This is a genomic window from Pseudomonas sp. NY15374 (assembly GCF_048068255.1).
Classification (GTDB): domain Bacteria; phylum Pseudomonadota; class Gammaproteobacteria; order Pseudomonadales; family Pseudomonadaceae; genus Aquipseudomonas; species Aquipseudomonas machongensis.
Genome location: NZ_JBLUPZ010000003.1, coordinates 343,634 through 365,917, shown reverse-complemented (window position 1 = coordinate 365,917; position 22,284 = coordinate 343,634). Strand labels below are relative to the sequence as shown.

Below are 22,284 nucleotides of genomic sequence, written 5' to 3'. Positions count from 1 at the left end.
ACAAGGCCGCGCCTCCATGGGGTCAGCGTCGGGGCTCAGCGCACGCTCAGCACGAACCCGACCCGCGCCAGCCACTCCGCCTCGTTGGCGAAGTCGGCCTGGGTAAGCGGATGCTGCTCGAGCCAGCCCTCAGGGAACACCACTTCCAGACTGTCGTCGGCAGCCTTGAGCTCGACCTTGGGCATTTGCTGGGTGCCGCGGATGTGGTGGAAGAGGATGGCGAAGCGCAGCAGCACGCACAGGCGGATCAGCTTGACGCCTTCGTCGCCGAACTCGGCGAACTTGTCCTTGGGGATGTTGCGGCGATGGCCGCGTACCAGCAGGGCCAGCATTTGCTGGTCCTCGCGTGAGAAGCCCGACAAGTCGGAGTGTTCGATCAGGTAGGCGCCGTGCTTGTGGTAGTGATAGTGGGCGATGTCCAGCCCGACTTCATGCACCTTCGCCGCCCAGCCCAGCAGATCGCGCCAGTTGCCGTTTTCCAGATCCCACGCCTTGGCCACCTGGTCGAAGGCGTGCAGCGCCTTGCGCTCCACGCGCGCGGCCTGGCCCTGGTCGACGTGATAGCGCTCCATCAGCGAATTCAGTGTGCGCTCACGCACGTCCTCGTGATGATGGCGGCCGAGCAGGTCGAACAATACGCCCTCGCGCAGGGCGCCGTCACAGTGGTCCATGCGCTGCAGTTCGAGGGCGTCGAAGATCGCCTCGAGAATCGCCAACCCCGCAGGGAAAATGGCGCGTCGGTCTGGTTTGACGCCGTCGAAGTCGATCTTGTCGACTTCGCCCAGCTTGAACAGCTTGCGCTTGATCACGGCCAGGCCTTCGGCATTGACCTCGCCATTGCCATAACCGTTGGCCTTGATCGCGGCGCCGATGGCGCGGATGGTGCCCGACGAACCGATGGCCTCGTCCCAGGTCAGGCGGTGCAGGGCGTTCTCGATGCTCATCAGCTCAAGGCGCGCGGCGGTGTAGGCCTGGGCGTAGCGTGCCGGCGTGATCTTGCCGTCGCGGAAATAGCGCTGGGTGAAGCTTACGCAGCCCATCTGCAGGCTTTCGCGCAGCAGTGGCTCGAAACGTTGACCGATGATGAACTCGGTACTGCCGCCGCCGATGTCGGCGACCAGGCGTTTGCCGGGGGTGTCGGCGAGGGTGTGCGACACGCCCAGGTAGATGAGGCGCGCCTCTTCACGACCTGAAATGACCTCGACCGGATGGCCGAGAATGGCTTCGGCACGCAGGATGAAGTCATTGCGGTTGCGAGCTTCACGCAGGGCGTTGGTGCCGACGATGCGCACAGCGCCGGCCGGCATGCCATTGATCAGCTGGGCGAAACGCTTGAGGCATTCGAGGCCCCGCTGCATGGCTTCTTCGCTGAGCTGGCGATCTTCGCTGATGCCCGCAGCCAGCTGAACCTTCTCCCCCTGCCGTTCGAGAATGCGGATCTCGGTATGGTGGGCCTTGGCCACGACCATGTGGAAACTGTTGGAGCCAAGGTCGATGGCGGCGATCAGAGACAGGTTCTTCGCGGTGGTTTGCGGCATGATCTGGATGTTCTCGGTCGATAACCCGGCAATCCTGCCATGATCGCGGGCATACGCCAACGCGCGACATGGCGAGGATTGATGCAGGGCAATGTGCGGGTGGCCTGGATGACTGATCAACAAAGGCCTCGGACAAATCCTATGACGCTTGTATGACAGTTTCGATTCGTGGCGTCTTGCACAACTATAGTTACACTCAATCGGCCGTGGCTTCCTGTAGGGCGTGGGTGCGGCTATGATGGGCAACGTTTTTTATGCTTACGACCTGGAGAACTCCATGAGCAGCGATCTGATCAAACACGTCACCGACGCCACCTTCGAAGCCGAAGTGCTGCAGGCTCAAGGCCCGGTGCTGGTCGACTATTGGGCTGAATGGTGCGGTCCATGCAAGATGATCGCTCCGGTCCTGGACGACATCGCCTCCACCTACGAAGGCAAGCTGACCGTCGCCAAGCTGAACATCGACGACAACCAGGAAACCCCGGCCAAGCACGGCGTGCGCGGTATCCCGACGCTGATGCTGTTCAAGAACGGCAACGTCGAGGCGACCAAGGTCGGCGCGCTGTCCAAGTCCCAGCTGGCTGCGTTCCTCGACGCCCACCTGTGATGTGAAAGAGCCCCGCAAATGCGGGGCTTTTTTTGTCCCCGAGGCTCGATTTCCCCTGTCAAAACCACTAGACGCCGAAAAAAGCAAGTGTTACATTCGGCCTCGCACTGCTTCTCCAGTGCCCTTCGCACGCCGTCGCCGACGCACTCCCAATTCGAATCAGTACGCGATCCTGTCGCCAATCTAGCGGCGCGGCCTCATTAAGCCAGAAGCTTAATTCTCCCCCCTTCTTACATGATTACGTCACTCCCCTTATGAACCTGACAGAACTCAAGCAAAAGCCGATTACCGATCTGCTGGAAATGGCCGAACAGATGGGCATCGAAAACATGGCCCGTTCGCGCAAGCAGGACGTGATTTTCGCCCTGTTGAAAAAACACGCGAAGAGCGGCGAAGAGATCTCGGGTGACGGCGTGCTGGAGATTCTCCAGGATGGATTCGGTTTCCTGCGTTCGGCAGATGCCTCGTATCTGGCCGGCCCTGACGATATCTACGTCTCGCCCAGCCAGATCCGCCGCTTCAACCTGCGCACCGGCGACACCATCGTCGGCAAGATCCGCCCGCCGAAGGAAGGGGAGCGTTACTTCGCCCTGCTGAAGGTCGACACCATCAACTTCGACCGCCCGGAAAACGCGAAGAACAAGATCCTGTTCGAGAACCTGACGCCGCTGTTCCCGAACCATCGCCTGAAGATGGAAGCCGGTAACGGTTCCACCGAAGACCTCACCGGTCGTGTCATCGACCTGTGCGCACCTATCGGCAAGGGCCAGCGCGGCCTGATCGTCGCTCCGCCGAAAGCGGGCAAGACCATCATGCTGCAGAACATCGCGGCCAACATCACTCGCAACAACCCCGAGTGCCACCTGATCGTCCTGCTGATCGACGAGCGCCCGGAAGAAGTGACCGAGATGCAGCGCACCGTGCGCGGCGAAGTGGTCGCCTCGACCTTCGACGAGCCACCGACCCGCCACGTGCAGGTTGCCGAAATGGTGATCGAAAAGGCCAAGCGCCTGGTCGAGCACAAGAAGGACGTGGTCATCCTGCTCGACTCCATCACCCGTCTGGCGCGTGCCTACAACACCGTGATCCCGAGCTCCGGCAAGGTCCTCACCGGTGGTGTCGACGCCCACGCCCTGGAAAAGCCCAAGCGTTTCTTCGGCGCTGCCCGTAACATCGAGGAAGGCGGCTCGCTGACCATCATCGCCACCGCGCTGGTCGAGACCGGCTCGAAGATGGACGAGGTCATCTACGAAGAGTTCAAGGGTACCGGCAACATGGAGCTGCCGCTGGACCGCCGCATCGCTGAAAAGCGCGTGTTCCCGGCCATCAACATCAACAAGTCCGGTACCCGCCGCGAAGAGCTGCTGACTGCCGACGACGAGCTGCAGCGCATGTGGATCCTGCGCAAGCTGCTGCACCCGATGGATGAAGTGGCGGCCATCGAGTTCCTCATCGACAAGCTCAAGCAGACCAAGACCAATGATGAGTTCTTCCTGTCGATGAAGCGCAAGTAAGCGTTTCCGTCGGTACAGCGAATTGGGGCTGCTGCGCAGCCCATCGCGGGACAAGCCCGCTCCTACAAGGATCACGCCAGACCTGTAGGAGCGGGCTTGTCCCGCGATGGGCCGCATAGCGGCCCCAAGTCATTGATGCGCCCTACGAACGAGCGCATTGCACTCTGCCATTTGGCTATCAAAGCCCGATCGGCGCTACACTCTGCACCCCCGACCGATACAGCCAACACGAGGCTCACGCATGCAGTATCGCGATTTGCGCGACTTTATCCGTGGCCTGGAGCAGCGCGGCGAACTCAAGCGCATCCAGGTTCCGATCTCGCCCGTCCTGGAAATGACCGAAGTCTGCGACCGCACCCTGCGGGCCAAGGGCCCGGCGCTGCTGTTCGAGAAGCCCACCGGCTTCGACATCCCGGTGTTGGGCAACCTGTTCGGTACCCCCGAGCGTGTGGCCATGGGCATGGGCGCCGAGGCGGTTGGCGAGCTGCGTGAAATCGGCAAGCTGCTGGCCTTCCTCAAGGAGCCCGAGCCGCCGAAGGGCCTGAAGGATGCCTGGTCGAAGCTACCGATCTTCAAGAAAGTCGTGTCCATGGCGCCCAAGGTGGTCAAGGACGCGGTGTGCCAGGAGGTGGTGGTCGAGGGTGAGGATGTCGACCTGTCCCAGTTGCCGATCCAGCACTGCTGGCCGGGTGACGTGGCGCCACTGATCACCTGGGGCCTGACGGTGACTCGCGGGCCGAACAAGGACCGCCAGAACCTCGGCATCTACCGCCAGCAGGTCATCGGTCGCAACAAGGTCATCATGCGCTGGCTGAGCCATCGTGGCGGCGCGCTGGATTACCGCGAATGGTGCGAGAAGCACCCCGGCCAGCCGTTCCCGGTGGCCGTCGCACTCGGCGCGGATCCGGCCACCATCCTGGGCGCCGTGACGCCAGTGCCCGACACCCTCTCCGAGTACGCTTTCGCAGGGCTGCTGCGCGGCAACCGCACCGAGCTGGTCAAGTGCCGCGGCAGCGACCTGCAGGTGCCGGCCACCGCCGAAATTATCCTCGAAGGTGTGATCCATCCGGGTGAAATGGCCCCGGAAGGCCCTTACGGCGACCACACTGGCTACTACAACGAGGTGGACAGCTTCCCGGTGTTCACCATCGAACGCATCACCCATCGGCAGAAGCCGATCTACCACAGCACCTACACCGGCCGGCCGCCAGATGAGCCGGCGATCCTGGGCGTTGCGCTGAACGAAGTGTTCGTGCCGATCCTGCAGAAGCAGTTCCCCGAGATCGTCGACTTCTACCTGCCACCTGAAGGCTGTTCCTACCGCATGGCGGTAGTGACGATGAAAAAGCAATATCCGGGGCACGCCAAGCGCGTGATGCTGGGTGTGTGGTCGTTCCTGCGACAGTTCATGTACACCAAGTTCGTTATCGTCACCGACGACGACGTCAACGCCCGCGACTGGAACGACGTGATCTGGGCCATCACCACGCGCATGGATCCCAAGCGTGATACGGTGATGATCGACAACACGCCGATCGACTACCTCGACTTCGCGTCGCCGGTATCGGGCCTGGGGTCGAAGATGGGCCTGGACGCCACTCACAAGTGGCCGGGCGAGACTACACGCGAATGGGGCCGGGTCATCGTCAAGGACGAGGCCGTTACCCGCCGTATCGATGAGCTGTGGGACCAGTTGGGAATAGATTGATGCAGGTGACCTTGCAGCCGTCCGGCGCGGTGCTGTCCATCGAACCGGGCGAGAGGATTCTGGATGCAGCGCGGCGCCTGGGCTACGAGTGCCCGAGCAGCTGTCGCAACGGCAATTGCCATGTGTGTGCGGCGTTGCTGGTGGAAGGGCGGGTGCGGCAGGACGGTGAGGTCCGCGATCACGGTGAACTGTTCACCTGCATCGCCGAACCGCTGGAAGATTGCGTGCTGCTGTGGGATGGCGTGCTGGCCTTGGGCGAGTTGCCCGTGCGCAAGCTGGCCTGCACCGTGAGCGAGTGCGTCGAGGTAGGCGGGGATGTCTGGCGCGTGCGTCTGCGCGCGCCCGCCGGCAAGCCGCCGCGCTACCACGCTGGGCAATACCTGATGATCGAGCGGGAGGGGGCCGACAAGGCTGCCTTCTCGCTGGCGTCTGCCCCGCATGCAGGTCGCGATCTCGAGCTGCATGTGCTGGCCCGTGAAAGCAGTGCGGTAAAGCTGATCGAGCAGTTGCAACGCAACGGCATGGCCCGCATCGAACTGCCATTCGGTGACGCACACCTGGCCGAGCTGCCGGACGGACCGCTGGTGCTGATCGCTGCCGGGACCGGCATGGGCCAGATGCACAGCCTGGTCGAGCATTGCCGCGCCAACGGCTTCGAGCATCCGGTGCACCTGTACTGGGGTGTACGTCGGCCCGAGGAGTTCTACACCCTCGAGCACTGGGCCGAATGGGAGCGTCTGCCCAACCTGTTCCTGCACAAGGTGGTCAGCGACCTGTGTGGCTGGGAGGGGCGTTGCGGCCTTTTGCACGAGGCCGTGTGCGAGGATATCGCCGACCTGAACAGTGTGCATGTCTATGCCAGCGGTTCACCGAACATGGTCTATGGCACGCTCGATGCGTTGGTCGAGGCGGGCATGGATGCGCACCGCATGCGCGCCGACGTGTTTGCCTACGCTCCACGCGGCTGAGTAACCAGGTCTTCATGAGAGCCTGCGGCGCGCTGCAATGGCGCGCCGTGATTAATAACCAAAGTTATCGTCGTCGATTATAAGCAGTGAATTATTACCCGCCGGGTTAATAACTTTTACTATGCTTATAACAACACTTTCCAGTCGTCGGTATCGGGCGTGAAACTTTGCCAAAAGGGGTTGAGGTTTCGCCGTCATATGTCTTACGGTAGGCACATCGTCATCAACCTCTTGCGGTACAGGCCCCGCAGCATTGGGGACGGGCTCGCAGGCGAATGCGTCGATCGCAATACTGCACTCCGGTAGTTACACAGGAAATAATGGCGGCAGCCTATGTCGGCACTTGAAAGTTCTTCGTGGCAGGTTTCTTATCCTCCGTCGCTCGACTTCGGTCAACAACTGACCCCTGAGCAATTGCAGCACTCCATGACAACGACCATGTCCCGTCATGACGGTGGGCCTGTGTGGTTGTTCGCCTACGGTTCGTTGATCTGGCGTCCGGAGTGCAACTCGGTAGAACGTCAGCGTGCACGGGTGCACGGTTATCATCGTGGGCTTTACCTGTGGTCCCATGAGCACCGCGGTACACCAGAATGCCCAGGGCTGGTGTTCGGCCTGGATCGTGGTGGTTCGTGCAGCGGCTTTGCCTATCGCCTGGACGAGAGCTGCCTGGACGACTCGCTGATGGCCCTGTGGCAGCGGGAGATGCCTTATCCGGCCTATCGCCCGCATTGGCTGACCTGCCGACTCGATGACGGCAGCAAGGTGCAGGCCTTGGGTTTCGTGCTGGAGCGTCACTTGCCGTGCTATGCCGGCAACCTGCCGGACACCCTGTTCAGCCAGATTCTGGCCAGCGCCAAGGGGCGTTACGGCACCACGCGGGAGTACGTGGAGCAGACGCTGAATGCCCTGCGCAGCCACCAGATGCCTGATCGGGAGCTGGAAGCGCGGTTTCAGCGCTGCCACAACCTGCGCGAGGTTTGACTGCGCCGGCCTCTTCGCGGGCAAGCCCGCTCCTGCAGAGACGGTACAGTTTGCAGGAGCGGGCTTGCCCGCGAAGAAGTCATCACCGAATCACCTGGCCAACACCACCAGCTTGCCCACTGCCTGCCGCTGCCCCAGCCGTTCGATAGCCGCACCCGCCTCGCCCAGCGCGTAGGTCTGCGACACCAGCGGTTTCAACTTGCCCTCGGAATGCCACGCAAACAGCTGGCGGAAGTTGGCAGCGTTGTCTTCGGGTTGGCGCTGGGCGAACGCCCCCCAGAACACCCCCAGCACCGCCGCGCCCTTGAGCAGCACCAGGTTGGCCGCCATCTGCGGGATGGTGCCGCTGGCGAATCCCACCACCAGCAGCCGGCCGTTCCAGGCCAGGCCTCGTACGGCCTGGTCGAACAACTCGCCGCCGACCGGGTCGTAGATCACATCCACACCCTGGCCGTTGGTCAGGCGCTTGATCTCTTCCTTGAGGCTGGCCTGGCTGTAGTCGATCAGCTCATCCGCCCCGGCTGCCTTGGCCACGGCGAGCTTCTCGGCGCTGCTGGCCGCCGCGATGACCCGTGCACCCAGTGCCTTGCCGATCTCCACCGCTGCCAGACCCACGCCCCCTGACGCTCCGAGCACCAGCAGGGTTTCCCCTGCCTTGAGCTGGCCACGCTGGGTAAGTGCGTGCATCGAGGTGCCGTAGGTCATGCCGAAGGCGGCCGCCGTGGTGAAATCCATGCCTGCCGGGATGGGTAGCACATTGTAATAAGGCACCGCGACCTGCTCGGCGAAGGCGCCCCAGCCGGTGAGGGCCATGACCCGGTCGCCGACCTTGAAAGCCCCGGCCTTCTCGCCGACTGCCGCCACCACGCCAGCTGCTTCGCCGCCGGGCGAGAAGGGCAGAGGTGGTTGGAACTGGTACTTGCCTTCGATGATCAGGGTGTCGGGGAAGTTGACCCCGGCGGCATGCACCTCGAGGAGGATCTCGTTCTTTTTCGGCACGGGGCCTGCGACCTCTTCCAGCACCAGGTCCCGTGCCGGGCCCAGGGTTTTGCACAACACAGCTTTCATCGGGCTATTCCTTTGCGGGTGATGGCCGATAAGTGTAGGAGGACGAAGGGGTGGGTCAACGAGCATGGCCTGCTCTGATGAGTCGGCATAAGCCTGGGCTTGGGTTTGAGCGATGCGCTGGGTAAGCTGGCGTCAATTGTATTGAGGAGCGATTTCGTGAAAGCGTGGATCTTGATGGTGCTGGCCCTGATGCTGCCCGTGGCGGCCATGGCCGAAGAGAGCAAGGAAGGCCAGCCGAAGGTTGCCTACATCAACCTGAGCCCGCCTCTGGTCGGCAACTACGCCCTGGATGGCGGCCCCAAGCTGCGCGTCTACAAGGCCGACGTGGCCCTGCGCGTGACTGGCGATGCCGCTGCCGCGGCGGTCAAGCACCATGAGCCGCTGATTCGCAACCAACTGGTGGCGCTGTTCACCCAGCAAGGTGTGGATAACATGAGCAATGTCGAGGCCAAGGAGGCGTTGCGTCAGGAAGCCTTGAAGCAGGTCCAGCAGGTGATGGAAACCGAAGAAGGCAAGCCAATCGTCGAGGACCTGCTGTTCAACAACCTGATCGTGCAGTGAGTTCCCTGGTGGGCGCTCACACATCGGCTGCCCGGATCACCTCGCCAGCGCGCAGATCGCCTGCCATTGCTCCGGGGTCACCGGCATTACCGACAAGCGGCTGCCCTTCTGTACCAGTGCAAGCGCTTCCAGCGCCGTCTGCTGCTTGAGCAAGCCGAGGCCAAGCACCTGGCCGAAAGTGCGCACATGCTCGACATCCACTGCGCTCCAGGGGTTCTTCTCGGCACTGGCCTTGGCGTCGAAGTAGTGGCTTTGCGGGTCCAGCGCCGTCGGGTCGGGGTAGGCGCCGGCCTTGATCCGGGCGATCCCGGCGATGCCCGGTTGCGGGCAACTGGAGTGGTAGAAGAAGAATTCGTCGCCTACGCTCATGTTCCGCAGGAAATTGCGTGCCTGGTAGTTGCGCACCCCGTCCCAGCGCGCCTCGCCGAGACGGGCCAAGCCTTCGATGGAAAGTTCGTCGGGCTCGGATTTCATCAGCCAGTAGGCCATGGGTGCTGCTCCTGACAAGGTTTGAAATAAGATGTTGCATCAAACCGACAGCCGGTTGGCGTCAACGTTTGCGTGCCGCGTCACGTTGTCGGAAAATGCGCCGATTTTAAAGCTATACGCTCCGGTAGCACCAAGAAGGCTGCCGAGCCTGAACAGTTTGCCTAGGGGGGCAACGATGAACAAACGCAAACCGGACCTGCTGTGGATCCTGGCCTTCATCTTCGGTCTGGGTGTTGTCACCACCGGTTATGCGCAGGGTCTGTGGGAGCGAAAGCTGGACGCCGCCTATCAGGCGCCGGCCGTATCCGCCCAACAGCATCGCTGAAGTTCTGCGGCGCGCGGCCTGACCTTCAGGCCGGCGCCAGGTACCAGTCACGGTCCGAGACCGTTCCGCGCAAGGGTACGTCCCAACTGGCCTGCGCCAGTCGCTCCACCTTCTGGCATTCATGTGCCAGCCCCAGCAGCAGCGGTTTCTTCCACGCCTTGCGCCGCCCCTGATAGGCCAGGCTGCGATCATAGAAGCCGCCGCCCATCCCCAGCCGTCCGCCCACTTCATCGAAACCCACCAGTGGCAGCAGGATCAGGTCGAGCGACCAGACCGGCCGCTGACGCTTGCGCTCGATGACCGGTTCAGGAATACGGAAGCGATTGCGTCGCAGTTTTTCGCCCTGTTCGAAGCGTTGGAACACCATGCGCGTGCGCGGCCAGGCATGCAGCACTGGCAGGTAGGTGCGCTTGCCGCGCCGCTGGGCTTCGCGCAGTAGCAGGCGTGGGTCGATCTCGCCGTCGTTGGGCAGGTACAGGGCGATATGCCGCGCGCGACGAAACAGCGGGTGCTGGGCGAGTTGCCGGTACAGCCCGACGGCGGCCTGGCGTTGCTGGGCGGGCGTCAACGCGCGTCGTGCGTTGCGCAGCACGCGGCGAAGTTGTGGGCGGGTGAGCGGCACGGTGTCGGTCATGGCACAGGCGATCCCGGATGCTGGCCGCCGACGGCGGCACAAACGAAATGCCCGCCGGTAAAGGCGGGCATTGAGAATTCAGGCTCCCCGACAAGACCGCTATCGGTGTAGCCCTTGAACCCGAAAGTTCAAGGTGGAGATTGCAGGAGGCGTTAAGGCTTTCCGTCGAGCGGACATGCACACCTGCCCCACGTGCAACCCCCGTGGTTGTGCGTATCGGCTCAGGGACATAACCGACTGGCGCATCCCCCAGGGAGTGGCGCCAGTATACCAATCTCAATCGTTTTTGCTAACCGCGTCGTCGGACAGTGCCTGGTCGACACGCTCGAGCAGGTCGCGCACTTGCTCGCGGGTGGTGCCGCCGCTGGCGACGTCAGGGCGCTCCTGGCGGTGCAGCAGTTCATGGGTGATGTTCAGCGCTGCCATTACCGCGATGCGGTCGGCACCGATCACCTTGCCGCTGCTGCGGATCTCGCGCATCTTGCCGTCCAGGTAGCGCGCGGCACCGACCAGGTTATTGCGTTCTTCCGGCGGGCAGATGATCGAGTATTCCTTGTCGAGAATCTGGACGGTGACGCTATTGCTTGAACTCATGAGTCTTGCTCCAGGGCCTTCAGACGCAAGATCATCGACTCGATCTTGTGCCGGGCGATCTCGTTCTTTTCGATGAGGTGGGCGCGCTCTTCGCGCCAGGATTTTTCCTGAGCTACTAGGAGTGCATTTTGCCGTTTTAGTTGCTCGACGCGCTCGATCAGCAACTCGAATCGGCTCATCAGCGCTTGCAGGTCATTGTCTTGCATGGGTTGCACTCGATCCGCTCCTTCGTCGATCGCCTGGCGATCATGCCTCTGCCCGAGCCGCGACGGCCAGCGCAGATGGTCTTGGCGCGCCTGCCGGTGCTAGGATACAAGGTCTTCATTCTAGTCATATGCGCCGTCTGGCGCCTAGCCGCCCATGCCCAATACCCAATCGCCTTACACCGCCTTCGCCATGCTGCTCTCCAGCAATGGCCATCCCGCCACCCCTGCCGAGCTGCACGGCCTGCTGATCGGTCGCAGCTGCGCCGGTGCCGGCTTCGATGCCGACGCCTGGCTGGCCGACGCCGCCCAACTGCTTGAAACCGAGCCCGGTGACAACGTCCGCAACGCCCTGATCGGCCTGCAGGAGATGGTCAAGGCCGAGCTGACCGGTGAAGACGTCGCCATCGTGCTGCTGCTGCCGACCGACGATGCCGCCCTGAGCGATCGCGCCACCGCCCTGGGCCAATGGTGCCAGGGTTTCATTACCGGTTTTGGCCTGAACGCGGGCGGCAAGGACCTGTCCACCGATGCCAAGGAAGTGCTCCAGGACCTGGTCGCCATCTCGCAAGTGCAAGAAGCGTTGGAAGAGTCCGAGGACGGCGAGAGCGACTACATGGAAGTCATGGAGTACCTGCGCGTCGCACCGCTGCTGCTGTACACGGAGCTGGCCGCGCCTGTTGCGCCGGCACCAAAACCATCGCTGCATTGATCGACCCGGGGGTCGTTTGCCCATGAGCCACATACCCAAGGCGGAGTACGCCCGTCGGCGCAAGGCGCTGATGGCGCAGATGGTCCCCGACAGCATCGCCATCCTGCCGGCGGCGGCGGTCGCAATCCGTAATCGCGACGTCGAGCACGTCTATCGCCAGGACAGCGATTTCCAGTACCTGAGCGGTTTCCCGGAACCCGAGGCGGTGATCGCCCTGATCCCCGGTCGCGAGCACGGCGAGTACGTGCTGTTCTGCCGCGAGCGCAATCCCGAGCGCGAGCTCTGGGACGGCCTGCGTGCCGGCCAGGAGGGCGCGATACGCGACTTCGGCGCCGACGATGCCTTCCCGATCACCGATATCGACGAGATCCTCCCTGGCCTGATCGAAGGTCGCGAGCGGGTCTACAGCGCCATGGGCAGCAACCCCGAGTTCGACCGCCGGCTGATGGACTGGATCAATGTGATCCGTTCCAAGGCACGCCTTGGCGCGCTGCCGCCGAACGAGTTCGTTGCCCTGGATCATCTGCTGCACGACATGCGCCTGTATAAATCGGCAGCGGAAGTGAAGGTGATGCGTGAGGCTGCGGCGATTTCCGCGCGCGCCCATGTACGAGCCATGCAGGCCTGCCGCGCCGGTCTGCACGAATACAGCCTGGAGGCCGAGCTGGACTACGAGTTCCGCAAGGGTGGCGCGAAGATGCCGGCCTACGGCTCGATCGTCGCCGCCGGGCGTAACGCCTGCATCCTGCACTATCAGCAGAACGATGCGCCGCTCAAGGACGGTGACCTGGTGCTGATCGACGCCGGTTGCGAGATCGACTGCTACGCCAGTGACATCACCCGTACCTTCCCGGTCAGCGGGCGGTTCTCGCCCGAGCAGAAGGCGATCTATGAACTGGTGCTCAAGGCCCAGGAAGCCGCCTTTGCCGAGATTGCGCCAGGCAAACACTGGAATCACGCCCATGAAGCGACGGTGCGGGTGATCACCCAGGGCCTGGTCGAACTGGGGCTGCTCAAGGGTGAGGTGCAGGCGCTGATCGACAGCGAAGCCTACCGCGCGTTCTACATGCACCGCGCCGGACACTGGCTCGGCATGGATGTGCACGATGTGGGTGAATACAAGGTCGGCGGTCAGTGGCGGGTGCTCGAACCGGGCATGGCGCTGACTGTCGAGCCAGGTATCTACATCGCAGCCGACAACCAGAGCGTGGCGAAGAAGTGGCGCGGCATCGGGGTGCGGATCGAGGACGACGTGGTGGTCACCAGAAAGGGCTGTGAAATTCTCACTTCGGGTGTGCCGAAGACAGTCGACGAAATCGAGGCACTGATGCTCGACGCGCGCAAGGACGTGGCATGAGCCGGGTCAACCTGGCGATCATCGGCGGCGGCCTGGTCGGTGCCAGCCTGGCGCTGGCGCTGCAGGCCGGGGCCAAGGCGCGTGGCTGGAAGATCCTGCTGATCGAGCCGTTCGCCCCCGGCGACAGCTTCCAGCCCAGCTACGATGCACGCTCCTCGGCGCTGTCCTTCGGCACTCGGCAGATCTACGACCAGCTTGGCCTGTGGCAGGGCATCGAGCGCCGCGCCGAGCCGATCCGGCAGATCCAGGTGTCCGACCGCGGCCGCTTTGGCGCCACCCGCCTGGATGCCCAGGAAGAAGGTGTGCCTGCGCTGGGTTATGTGGTGGAAAACGCCTGGCTTGGCCAGTGCCTGTGGCAGGGGCTGGACAGCGAGGTGGTGAGCTGGCGCTGCCCGGCCGAAGTCAGGGCCATGCAGCCTGTCGAGGGCGGTTATCGCCTGCAACTCGACGATGACACCAGCCTTGAATGCGACCTGGCGATTCTCGCCGACGGCGGCCGCTCCGGCCTGCGCGAGCAGTTGGGCATTCATGTGCGCCGCACGCCCTATGACCAGAGCGCGCTGATCGCCAACATCTCTCCAGGCGAGGCCCATCGTGGCCAGGCCTTCGAACGATTCACCGAGCAAGGCCCGATGGCCTTGCTGCCACTGCCGGAAAACCGCTGCGCGTTGGTCTGGACGCGGCAGGGCATGGACGCACGGCGTCTGGCCGATATCGACGAGCGCGCCTTCCTGCGCGAACTGCAGGACGCGTTCGGCTACCGCCTCGGCGCTCTGCGCCAGGTCGGCGCACGGCATCTCTACCCGCTGGCGCTGGTCGAAGCCGAGGAGCAGGTACGCCCGCACCTGGTGGTGCTGGGCAACGCGGCGCACAGCCTGCACCCGATCGCAGGTCAGGGGTTCAACCTGTCGCTGCGCGACGTGCAGGCACTGGCCGAGGCCCTGCTCGCAGGCCCGCAGCAGCCGGGCGACCTGGCAACACTGCAGGGGTATCGCCAGCGCCAACGTCTGGATCAGAGCCTGACCATCGGCTTTTCCGACCAGGTCACCCGCCTGTTCGGCAGCGCCCAACCGCTACTCGCCGCCGGGCGCAACCTCGGCCTGCTGGGCCTGGACCTGCTGCCACCGGCCAAGAGCTGGTTCGCCCGCCAGGCCATGGGCCTGGGAACCCGCCCCGACCCGTGGGGCCGCGCATGAAGGACGCCCGCAAGCTCGCCCGTCGGGCCCGCATGTTGCGCTGGTTGCTGAATTTCTACCCGCCCTACCTGGGGGCGGGTATCCGCGTGCAGCACATCAGCCCCGACATGCGCAGCGTCAAGGTGCGCATGAACCTGACCCGCTGGAACCGCAACTATGTCGGCACCCAGTTCGGTGGCAGCCTCTACTCGATGGTCGACCCGTTCTACATGCTGTTGCTGATCGAGCAACTGGGCCGCGAGTACATCGTCTGGGACAAGGCCGCCAGCATCGACTTCATCGCACCGGGCAAGGGCCCGGTGTTCGCCGAATTCCACATCGATGACGCACTGCTGGACGACATCCGCCAGCAGACGGCCGGTGGCAAGAAGTGCCTGCCGCGTCTGCAGGTCGATATCCGCGATGGCGCCGGCGAGCTGGTGGCGCGGGTCGACAAAACCCTATACGTGCGGCTCAAGCCGCAAGCGAGGCAGGCGTAAGGCATGGACATGCGCGCGGATCTGTTGATTGTCGGTGCCGGTATGGTCGGCAGCGCCCTGGCCCTGGCGTTGCGCCACAGTGGCCTGGAGGTGCTGCTGCTCGATGGCGGGCCGCTGTCGGTCAAGCCTTTCGATGACGCCGCGCCCTTCGAGCCGCGGGTCAGTGCCCTGTCGGCGGCCAGCCAGCGCATTCTCGAGCGTCTTGGCGCCTGGGAGGGCATTGTCGGGCGCCGTGTGACACCCTATTCGGACATGCAGGTCTGGGACGGTAGCGGTACTGGTCAGATTCATTTCTCGGCCGCCAGTGTGCATGCACAGGTGCTTGGCCACATCGTCGAGAATCGTGTGGTGCAGGACGGCCTGCTGGACCGTCTGCACGACAGTGACGTCGGGCTGCTGCCCAATGCTCGCCTGGAGCAGTTGCGCCGCTCCGGCGATGAGTGGCTGGTGACCCTGTCCGATGGCCGTCGCCTGCGTGCGCCGCTGGTGGTCGCCGCCGACGGCGCCAATTCGGCCGTGCGGCGCCTGGCGGGCTGCGAGACGCGCGAGTGGGATTACCTGCATCACGCCATCGTCACCAGCGTGCGCTGCAGCGAGGCGCACCGCGCCACGGCCTGGCAACGCTTCACCGACGAAGGGCCGCTGGCTTTCCTGCCGTTGTCGCGCGATGACGGGCAGCACTGGTGCTCGATCGTCTGGTCCACTACCCCGGAGCAGGCCGAGCAGGCCATGGCGTTGGATGACGCGGCGTTCTGCCAGGCGCTGGAGCGCGCCTTCGAAGGCCGCCTGGGCCAGGTGCTGCACGCCGACCGCCGTGTCTGCGTACCGCTGCGCCAGCGCCATGCCAAGCGCTATGTGGACGAAGGCCTGGTGCTGATCGGCGATGCTGCCCACACCATCCACCCCCTGGCGGGGCAGGGCGTCAACCTGGGCTTTCTCGATGCGGCAGTGCTGGCCGAGGAGCTGATGCACGCGTGCGAGCGTGGCGAGCGCCTGGCGGATGTGAAGGTGCTGAGTCGCTACGAGCGTCGACGTATGCCGCACAACCTTGCCCTGATGGCGGCGATGGAGGGCTTCGAACGCCTGTTCCAGGCGAATCCTCTGCCGCTGCGCTGGCTGCGCAACACGGGCTTGAAACTGGTGGAAGGGATGCCCGAGGCCAAGGCAGTGTTCGTGCGCCAGGCCTTGGGGTTGAGCGGCGACCTTCCAGACCTGGCCAAGGCGTGAGGGCCCTATCGCGGGGCAAGCCCGCTCCTACAGGTACGCCACCTGCCTGAAGAACGGGGTGGTTCTGTAAGCGCGGGCGTGCCCCGCGATTGCTTTGCAACATCCGGTAACTGCTTCCAGGGTGAGTGGGAAAATGGGATTCACTACCATTTGCATCTCTTTAACCCCGAGGAGCATCCACCATGTCGCCCCGCAAGCCCCTACTGGCCGCCCTGGCCCTGACCCTGTTCGCCGGTTCCGTCCAGGCGGCGGATGATGAAGTGGTGGTGTACTCCTCGCGCATCGACGAACTGATCAAACCGGTATTCGATGCCTACACCGCCAAGACCGGGGTGAAGATCAAGTTCATCACCGACAAGGAAGCGCCGCTGATGCAGCGCATCAAGGCCGAGGGCCAGAACGGCGTCGCCGACCTGCTGCTCACCGTTGATGCCGGCAACCTCTGGCAGGCCGAGCAGATGGGCATCCTGCAGCCGATCAAGTCGGACGTCATCGACAAGAACATTCCGCCGCAGTACCGCGCCTCTTCCCACGACTGGACAGGTCTGAGCCTGCGTGCGCGGACCATCATCTACTCCACCGAGCGGGTCAAACCCTCGGAACTGAGCACCTACGAAGCCCTGGCCGACAAACAGTGGGAAGGCCGCCTGTGCCTGCGCACCGCGAAGAAGGTCTACAACCAGTCGCTGACCGCCACCCTGATCGAGACCCATGGCGAGGCCGAGACCGAGAAGCTGGTCAAGGGCTGGGTCAACAACCTGTCCACCGACGTGTTCTCCGACGACAACGCAGTGATCCAGGCCGTTGCCGCGGGCCAGTGTGACGTGGGCGTGGTCAACACCTATTACTACGGGCGCCTGCACAAGGCCGACCCGAAGCTGCCGGTGAAGATCTTCTGGCCCAACCAGGGCGACCGTGGCGTGCACGTCAACCTCTCGGGTATCGGCCTGACCAAGCATGCCCCGCACCCGGAAGCGGCGAAGAAGCTGGTCGAGTGGATGACGGGCGAGGAAGCGCAGAAGCTGTTCGCCGACATCAACCAGGAATTCCCGGCCAACCCCAAGGTCAAGCCATCGGATGAAGTCGCGGCCTGGGGCAGTTTCAAGGCCGACAGTCTGCCGGTGGAAGTGGCCGGCAAGCGCCAGGCCGAAGCCATTCGCCTGATGGATCGGGCTGGCTGGAACTGAGTTTCACAGCTTATCCTCTCGGGGCCTTCCTGGGCCCCTTCGCCTGAAGCCGCTCCCACAGGTTGGAAGCGGCTTTAGCTGCGAACGACTGCACAGCGGTCGCAACCTGCAACCGAGATACCTGCCTTGCCCCACTCCCCCCAACGCCGTTGGTACCTTCCGGTCAGCCTTGTCGCCGCCCTGGTGCTCCTGCCCCTGAGCGTACTGGTGCTGTCATGGCAGTCGATCGACACGCAGATCTGGTCGCACCTGCTCGACACCCAGATGAGCCGCCTGCTGGGCAACACCTTGACCCTGGTGCTGGGCGTGGGTGTCGGCGTCACCGTGCTGGGCGTCAGCCTGGCCTGGCTCACCAGCCTCTGTGAGTTCCCCGGCCGGCGCTGGCTCGACTGGGCGCTGATGCTGCCCTTTGCCATCCCGGCCTACGTGCTGGCCTTCGTCTTCGTCGGCCTGCTGGACTTCTCCGGCCCGGTGCAGAGTGCCTTGCGCGAGGTGTTCGGGCCGATGCGCCTGCCCCGGGTACGTTCGACCGGCGGGGTCATCATCGTGCTGGTGCTGGTGTTCTACCCCTATGTCTACCTGTTGGCGCGCACCGCCTTTCTGGCCCAGGGCAAGGGCCTGATGGAGGCCGCGAGGGTGCTGGGGCTGTCGCCGTTGCAGGCGTTCTGGCGGGTGGCGCTACCGATGGCGCGGCCGGCCATCGGCGCGGGCATCGCCCTGGCGTTGATGGAGACGCTGGCGGACTTCGGTGCGGTCTCGGTGTTCAACTTCGACACCTTCACCACCGCCATCTACAAGACCTGGTACGGATTCTTCAGCCTGTCCGGTGCGGCGCAACTGGCCAGCCTGTTGCTGCTGGCCGTGATGCTGGTGCTCTATGGAGAACGCCGCGCCCGTGGCGCCAGCCGTAGCGGCAACGAGCGCCCGCGCGGGCAGGCGCTCTATCATCTGCGCGGGCTCAAGGCGCTGGCGGCCAGTGGTTGGTGCCTGCTGGTGTTCGCCTGCGCCTTCGTCATCCCGCTGCTGCAGTTGCTGGTATGGTTCTGGCAGCGTGGCCGACATGATCTGGACGAGCGCTATGGCGCGTTGATCCTGCACACCCTGTACCTGGGCGCGATGGCGGCGTTGATCACCGTCAGCGTGGCGCTGCTGCTGGCCTTTGCCCGGCGTCAGGCGCCCACGCCATCGATTCGTGCCGGCGTCGGCTTGGCCAACCTGGGCTACGCCTTGCCTGGCTCGGTGCTCGCGGTGTCGATCATGCTGGCGTTCAGCTATCTGGACAATCAACTGGTGATTCCGCTCTCTACCTGGCTGGGCGGCGCTGGCAAGCCGCTGTTGCTGGGCAGTGTGTCTGCGCTGTTGCTGGCCTATCTGGTGCGCTTCATCGCGGTGGCCTACGGGCCGCTGGAAAGCAGCCTGGAGCGGATCCGCCCGTCGTTGCCGGAGGCTTCGCGCAGCCTCGGCGTGGCGGGGCCGAGATTGTTTTTCAAGGTGTATCTACCGCTGCTGGTGCCGGGTGCGCTCAGTGCCGCGCTATTGGTGTTTGTCGATGTGCTGAAGGAGATGCCGGCCACGCTTCTGATGCGGCCGTTCGGCTGGGACACCCTGGCCGTGCGGGTGTTCGAGATGACCAGCGAGGGCGAATGGGCGCGCGCTTCGCTGCCGGCCCTGACCCTGGTGCTGGTGGGGCTTTTGCCGGTCATCGGCTTGATCCGCCGCTCTGCCTCTCGTCCTGGGCATCCTCGCTGAGGGTGCCAGTCCCCGCCCTTGCGGCTACAATGCGCGGCATTCGTAGAGGTGGGTCCTACAAGATCAGGTGTTGATTCAACAGCGCCGACCGCCTCTGCTTCGCCACGCCCGGAAGGAGAAACCCATGGGACAGCGCACGCCCCTGTACGACCTGCATCTGGCGCTTGGCGCCAAGACGGTCGATTTCGGCGGTTGGGACATGCCCCTGCATTACGGCTCTCAGGTCGAAGAACATCATCAGGTCCGCAGTGATTGCGGCGTCTTCGACGTTTCCCACATGACAGTCATCGACATCGACGGTGCCGACGCCACCCCCTGGCTACGGCGTCTGCTGGCCAACGACGTGGCCCGCCTCCAAAGCCCCGGCAAAGCCCTCTACAGCCCGTTGCTCAATGAGCAGGGCAGGGTCATCGACGACCTGATCGCCTACCGCACCGAAGACGGCTATCGACTGGTGGCCAATGCTGCCACTCGCGACAAGGTACTGGCCTGGCTGAAGGCCCAGAGCGAAGGCTTTGCCGTTTGCATCGAGGTACGCCCCGAGCTTGCGATCCTCGCGATCCAGGGGCCTCACGCCCGTGAGAAGGTCGCTGCGTTGCTCAGTGTTGCGCGTGCGGCGCTGATTCGCGAGCTGCGCCCGTTCGAGGGCGTCGCCGAAGGCGACTGGTTCATTGCCCGCACCGGTTACACCGGCGAGGACGGGCTGGAAATCATCCTGCCGGGCGATCAGGCCGCAAGCTTCTTCTACGACCTGGTCGGTGCCGGCATCGCCCCCAGCGGCCTTGGCGCTCGTGACACGCTGCGCCTGGAGGCCGGCATGAACCTGTACGGCCAGGATATCGACGAAGCCCACACACCGCTGACCTCCAACCTGGGTTGGAGCGTTGCCTGGGAGCCTGCTGAACGCGATTTCATCGGCCGCAGCGGCCTGCTGGCGGAAATCGAGCGTGGTGTGCAGGACAAACTGGTCGGCCTGGTACTGGAGGAGCGCGGCGTTCTGCGTGCCCACCAGACAGTTCGTGTTGCCGGTATTGGCGAAGGAGAGATCACCAGTGGTAGTTTCTCCCCTACGCTAAGCAAGTCCATTGCCTTGGCGCGCGTGCCCATCGCCACTGGCGACCGCGCCGAAGTAGAGATTCGTGGCAAGTGGTATCCGGTGCGGGTGGTCAAACCGACCTTCGTGCGCCACGGCAAGACCCTGATCTGAACACTCAATTACCGGCGGTAGACCGCTGAGCCAACCGAGGAATACGAGACATGAGCAATATCCCCGCCGACCTGCGTTTTGCTGAAAGTCATGAATGGGCGCGCCTGGAAGCCGACGGCACCGTGACCGTGGGTATCAGCGATCACGCCCAGGAAGCTCTGGGTGATGTGGTGTTCGTCGAACTGGCCGAAGTCGGCAAGGTGTTCGCCGCGGGCGACGCTGCGGGGGTGGTCGAGTCGGTCAAGGCCGCATCCGACATCTACGCCCCGGTCGGCGGCGAAGTCATCGCCGTCAACGAGGAGCTGGCCGACAGCCCTGAGCTGCTCAATGAAGAGCCCTACGAATCGTGGATCTTCAAGCTCAAGCCGAGCGACAAGGCCGAGCTGGAAAAACTGCTGGACGCGGCAGGCTACAAGGCTGCCATCGGCGAGTGATGGCGTGCGGCCGAGGCCGCACACAGGGGCTGCCTGGCAGCCCTATGCCAGCGTAACGCCCAAGGCCTGTGCACAGGCTTGCAGCGAACGTCGTTCGCTCTGGGCGTACAGCGCAAGTTCGTCCTGCACCTTGAGTCCCAGCGCTGCCTCGAAGGCGTCGCGGTTGGCATTGCTGCCATAGTCGGCCTGGGCATCGTCGCCCAGATTCGACTGGAAGATCCCTGCGGCACTGACCGGCAGGAAATCCTCGTACACCAGCGCCTCGAAATGCACATGCCCAGCGTCGATCAGGCCTTGCAGCGTGGACGGTCGATCCTGGCGACCTCGCTCGGCCAGGCCTTTTTCGGTGGCGAAGTAACGGAAGTACGCCAGCCCCTGCTCGCGCATCTGCGTCAGATCATCCGGGAATTCGGCAAAGTGTTGCGCCAGCAGCGTCTTGTAGTGCTCGGCATTGGTTTCGGCCGGTACGCCGTTGAGGGCGGCCCGGGTCGCGTCGAGCAGGCGGTCGTAGAGCGCCCGGCCTTTCGGCGTCAGCGCCGCCCCGCGTTGCTCGATCTCGCCGAAGCGCGCGGTGTGGCTGCCCTGGGCATCGCTGAACGCGACCTTTTCCTGCAACGCCTTGAAGCTGGTCTGACGCAGCAGTATCGGGTGACGCCGAGTGGGCGGGCCTTCGACCACGGCCTTGGGCGGAATGCCCTTGGCCGGCATGCCGACCTGGATTGCATCGATGTCCAGCGTGCGCGGGGTCAGGTGATTGATATGCGGGCCCTTGAAGGCCACCACATCGGCGATCAGGCGGTGCTGATCGTGCAGTTGCTGGTACTGTTCGGCGGTGACCGTGGCTTGCTGGTGCCAGCGGAAAGTGTGCAGCGCCTCCTGTACGAAGGTTTCGGCATCGGCTGCGTTCAGGCCGCCGTCGCGTTCGCGCTGGGCGATCAGTTCGAGCACGCGCGGGGTGAAGATCTGGCGTTTGGCCAGGATGTCCTGGGCCAATGCGCGCAGGGGCGGGTTATCGATCAGTTCCAGGCGCAGCAGCGAGGTGAACACGCGGAACGGGCTGATGTGCAGCGCCTGTTCGTGCACCGCGCGAAAGGCGGTGGAGTGCACCGGGACGCCGGCCGAGCTCAGGTCGTAGTAGCCAACCGGCTCCATGCCCATGACGGCGAACAGGCGGGCGATGGTCGCCAGCTCTTCGGCGGTGCCGACGCGGATCGCGCCATGGCGCTCCTGATCCAGGCGTTCGACTTCACCGGTCCAGCGCAGGGCCTGGGCGACTTCAGGCTGCTGGGCCATGACCTGCTGGTTGATTTCGCTCACCAGCGCCAGCAGCGTGCCGTACAGCGGCACTTCCTGTTTGTACATGAGCGACATGGCGGCAGAGAACTGCGCGCGGATGCTGTCGGGGCTGACGAAATCGTGGGCGGGCATCGCTAGCTTCCTGAAGGTCAGTAGATACCCTTACATGAAAGCGGGGAATGGACTTTGTCCACAAGCGAAAAAAAGTGTGAGGGTCATTCCTTTTGCTATTGAATTTGCCAGCCCA

The 22,284-nt window shown here is 63.9% G+C and carries 23 protein-coding genes and 1 other RNA gene; 16 read left to right on the top strand and 8 right to left on the bottom strand.

Annotated elements, in window-relative coordinates; all coding sequences use genetic code 11:
* Positions 1-35 precede the first annotated feature (35 nt).
* Positions 36-1,538 (bottom strand): exopolyphosphatase, encoded by a 1,503-nt coding sequence (gene ppx, locus ACNFHO_RS09605; RefSeq protein WP_416766240.1) that lies wholly within the window; start codon positions 1,536-1,538, stop codon positions 36-38.
* A 277-nt stretch (positions 1,539-1,815) separates the two neighbouring features.
* Here ppx and trxA point away from each other — a divergent pair, with 277 nt between their 5' ends.
* From trxA to ACNFHO_RS09580, 5 genes are all read left to right on the top strand, one after another.
* Complete coding sequence (trxA, locus tag ACNFHO_RS09600; protein WP_009684153.1) at positions 1,816-2,145, top strand: thioredoxin TrxA; 330 nt, start codon at positions 1,816-1,818, stop codon at positions 2,143-2,145.
* Between the two features lie 254 nt (positions 2,146-2,399).
* Positions 2,400-3,659 (top strand): transcription termination factor Rho, encoded by a 1,260-nt coding sequence (gene rho, locus ACNFHO_RS09595; RefSeq protein ID WP_039581904.1) that lies wholly within the window; start codon positions 2,400-2,402, stop codon positions 3,657-3,659.
* 241 nt (positions 3,660-3,900) lie between these two features.
* A complete protein-coding gene (gene ubiD, locus ACNFHO_RS09590) occupies positions 3,901-5,367 on the top strand; it encodes a 4-hydroxy-3-polyprenylbenzoate decarboxylase (protein WP_416766085.1) in 1,467 nt (488 codons plus the stop codon).
* Positions 5,367-6,335, top strand: a complete 969-nt coding sequence (locus ACNFHO_RS09585; RefSeq protein ID WP_063542050.1) for a CDP-6-deoxy-delta-3,4-glucoseen reductase — start codon at positions 5,367-5,369, stop codon at positions 6,333-6,335. The genes ubiD and ACNFHO_RS09585 overlap by 1 nt, the downstream gene beginning before the upstream one ends.
* Positions 6,336-6,668: 333 nt before the next feature.
* Complete coding sequence (locus tag ACNFHO_RS09580; RefSeq protein WP_054894090.1) at positions 6,669-7,319, top strand: gamma-glutamylcyclotransferase; 651 nt, start codon at positions 6,669-6,671, stop codon at positions 7,317-7,319.
* A gap of 90 nt (positions 7,320-7,409) precedes the next feature.
* Here the strand turns inward: ACNFHO_RS09580 and ACNFHO_RS09575 are convergent, their stop codons facing one another.
* Positions 7,410-8,387, bottom strand: a complete 978-nt coding sequence (locus tag ACNFHO_RS09575) for an NADPH:quinone oxidoreductase family protein (protein WP_125931032.1) — start codon at positions 8,385-8,387, stop codon at positions 7,410-7,412.
* Between the two features lie 156 nt (positions 8,388-8,543).
* On the opposite strand from ACNFHO_RS09575, the gene ACNFHO_RS09570 reads away from it, so the two are divergent.
* Positions 8,544-8,948, top strand: coding sequence for a flagellar basal body-associated protein FliL (locus ACNFHO_RS09570; RefSeq protein ID WP_063542054.1), 405 nt, complete (start codon positions 8,544-8,546; stop codon positions 8,946-8,948).
* 36 nt (positions 8,949-8,984) lie between these two features.
* Here ACNFHO_RS09570 and ACNFHO_RS09565 read toward each other — a convergent pair whose 3' ends face one another.
* Complete coding sequence (locus ACNFHO_RS09565; protein WP_054894087.1) at positions 8,985-9,437, bottom strand: EVE domain-containing protein; 453 nt, start codon at positions 9,435-9,437, stop codon at positions 8,985-8,987.
* A 175-nt stretch (positions 9,438-9,612) separates the two neighbouring features.
* Here ACNFHO_RS09565 and ACNFHO_RS09560 point away from each other — a divergent pair, with 175 nt between their 5' ends.
* The gene (locus ACNFHO_RS09560) at positions 9,613-9,762 is read left to right on the top strand and encodes a hypothetical protein (protein WP_416766084.1); all 150 of its coding nucleotides are present in this window, start codon (positions 9,613-9,615) and stop codon (positions 9,760-9,762) included.
* A gap of 25 nt (positions 9,763-9,787) precedes the next feature.
* On the opposite strand, the gene ACNFHO_RS09555 is transcribed toward ACNFHO_RS09560, so the two are convergent.
* The 4 genes from ACNFHO_RS09555 to ACNFHO_RS09540 form a co-directional block, all read right to left on the bottom strand.
* The gene (locus tag ACNFHO_RS09555; RefSeq protein ID WP_063542056.1) at positions 9,788-10,396 is read right to left on the bottom strand and encodes a 5-formyltetrahydrofolate cyclo-ligase; all 609 of its coding nucleotides are present in this window, start codon (positions 10,394-10,396) and stop codon (positions 9,788-9,790) included.
* Between the two features lie 80 nt (positions 10,397-10,476).
* A non-coding RNA gene (gene ssrS, locus ACNFHO_RS09550) (6S RNA) lies at positions 10,477-10,655 on the bottom strand.
* A 17-nt stretch (positions 10,656-10,672) separates the two neighbouring features.
* Entirely contained in the window at positions 10,673-10,990 is a 318-nt protein-coding gene (locus ACNFHO_RS09545) for a cell division protein ZapA (RefSeq protein ID WP_054894085.1), read from the bottom strand.
* Positions 10,987-11,196, bottom strand: coding sequence for a TIGR02449 family protein (locus ACNFHO_RS09540; protein ID WP_054894084.1), 210 nt, complete (start codon positions 11,194-11,196; stop codon positions 10,987-10,989). The genes ACNFHO_RS09545 and ACNFHO_RS09540 overlap by 4 nt, the downstream gene beginning before the upstream one ends.
* Before the next feature lie 154 nt (positions 11,197-11,350).
* Between ACNFHO_RS09540 and ACNFHO_RS09535 the strand changes: the two genes are divergently transcribed.
* From ACNFHO_RS09535 to gcvH, 9 genes are all read left to right on the top strand, one after another.
* On the top strand, positions 11,351-11,905 hold the full coding sequence (locus tag ACNFHO_RS09535; RefSeq protein WP_112897075.1) for a YecA family protein: 555 nt from the start codon (positions 11,351-11,353) through the stop codon (positions 11,903-11,905).
* 22 nt (positions 11,906-11,927) lie between these two features.
* A complete protein-coding gene (pepP, locus tag ACNFHO_RS09530; RefSeq protein WP_416766083.1) occupies positions 11,928-13,262 on the top strand; it encodes a Xaa-Pro aminopeptidase in 1,335 nt (444 codons plus the stop codon).
* Positions 13,259-14,458: a 2-octaprenyl-6-methoxyphenyl hydroxylase gene (ubiH, locus tag ACNFHO_RS09525; protein ID WP_416766082.1), complete on the top strand. Its 1,200-nt coding sequence runs from the start codon at positions 13,259-13,261 to the stop codon at positions 14,456-14,458. Before pepP ends, ubiH begins: the two co-directional genes overlap by 4 nt.
* Positions 14,455-14,937 (top strand): DUF4442 domain-containing protein, encoded by a 483-nt coding sequence (locus tag ACNFHO_RS09520; RefSeq protein WP_054894080.1) that lies wholly within the window; start codon positions 14,455-14,457, stop codon positions 14,935-14,937. Before ubiH ends, ACNFHO_RS09520 begins: the two co-directional genes overlap by 4 nt.
* 9 nt (positions 14,938-14,946) lie before the next feature.
* A complete protein-coding gene (locus tag ACNFHO_RS09515; protein ID WP_204360763.1) occupies positions 14,947-16,164 on the top strand; it encodes a 2-octaprenyl-3-methyl-6-methoxy-1,4-benzoquinol hydroxylase in 1,218 nt (405 codons plus the stop codon).
* Between the two features lie 182 nt (positions 16,165-16,346).
* Entirely contained in the window at positions 16,347-17,351 is a 1,005-nt protein-coding gene (locus ACNFHO_RS09510) for an extracellular solute-binding protein (protein ID WP_054894078.1), read from the top strand.
* A gap of 126 nt (positions 17,352-17,477) precedes the next feature.
* Positions 17,478-19,100, top strand: coding sequence for an ABC transporter permease (locus ACNFHO_RS09505; protein ID WP_416766080.1), 1,623 nt, complete (start codon positions 17,478-17,480; stop codon positions 19,098-19,100).
* A gap of 124 nt (positions 19,101-19,224) precedes the next feature.
* Positions 19,225-20,307, top strand: a complete 1,083-nt coding sequence (gene gcvT / locus ACNFHO_RS09500) for a glycine cleavage system aminomethyltransferase GcvT (RefSeq protein WP_416766079.1) — start codon at positions 19,225-19,227, stop codon at positions 20,305-20,307.
* A 50-nt stretch (positions 20,308-20,357) separates the two neighbouring features.
* Positions 20,358-20,741 carry a glycine cleavage system protein GcvH gene (gene gcvH, locus ACNFHO_RS09495; protein ID WP_112897081.1) on the top strand — a complete coding sequence of 128 codons (384 nt, stop codon included), beginning with the start codon at positions 20,358-20,360 and terminating at the stop codon, positions 20,739-20,741.
* 42 nt (positions 20,742-20,783) lie between these two features.
* On the opposite strand, the gene ACNFHO_RS09490 is transcribed toward gcvH, so the two are convergent.
* Positions 20,784-22,169: a VOC family protein gene (locus tag ACNFHO_RS09490; RefSeq protein WP_125931026.1), complete on the bottom strand. Its 1,386-nt coding sequence runs from the start codon at positions 22,167-22,169 to the stop codon at positions 20,784-20,786.
* Positions 22,170-22,284 lie beyond the last annotated feature (115 nt).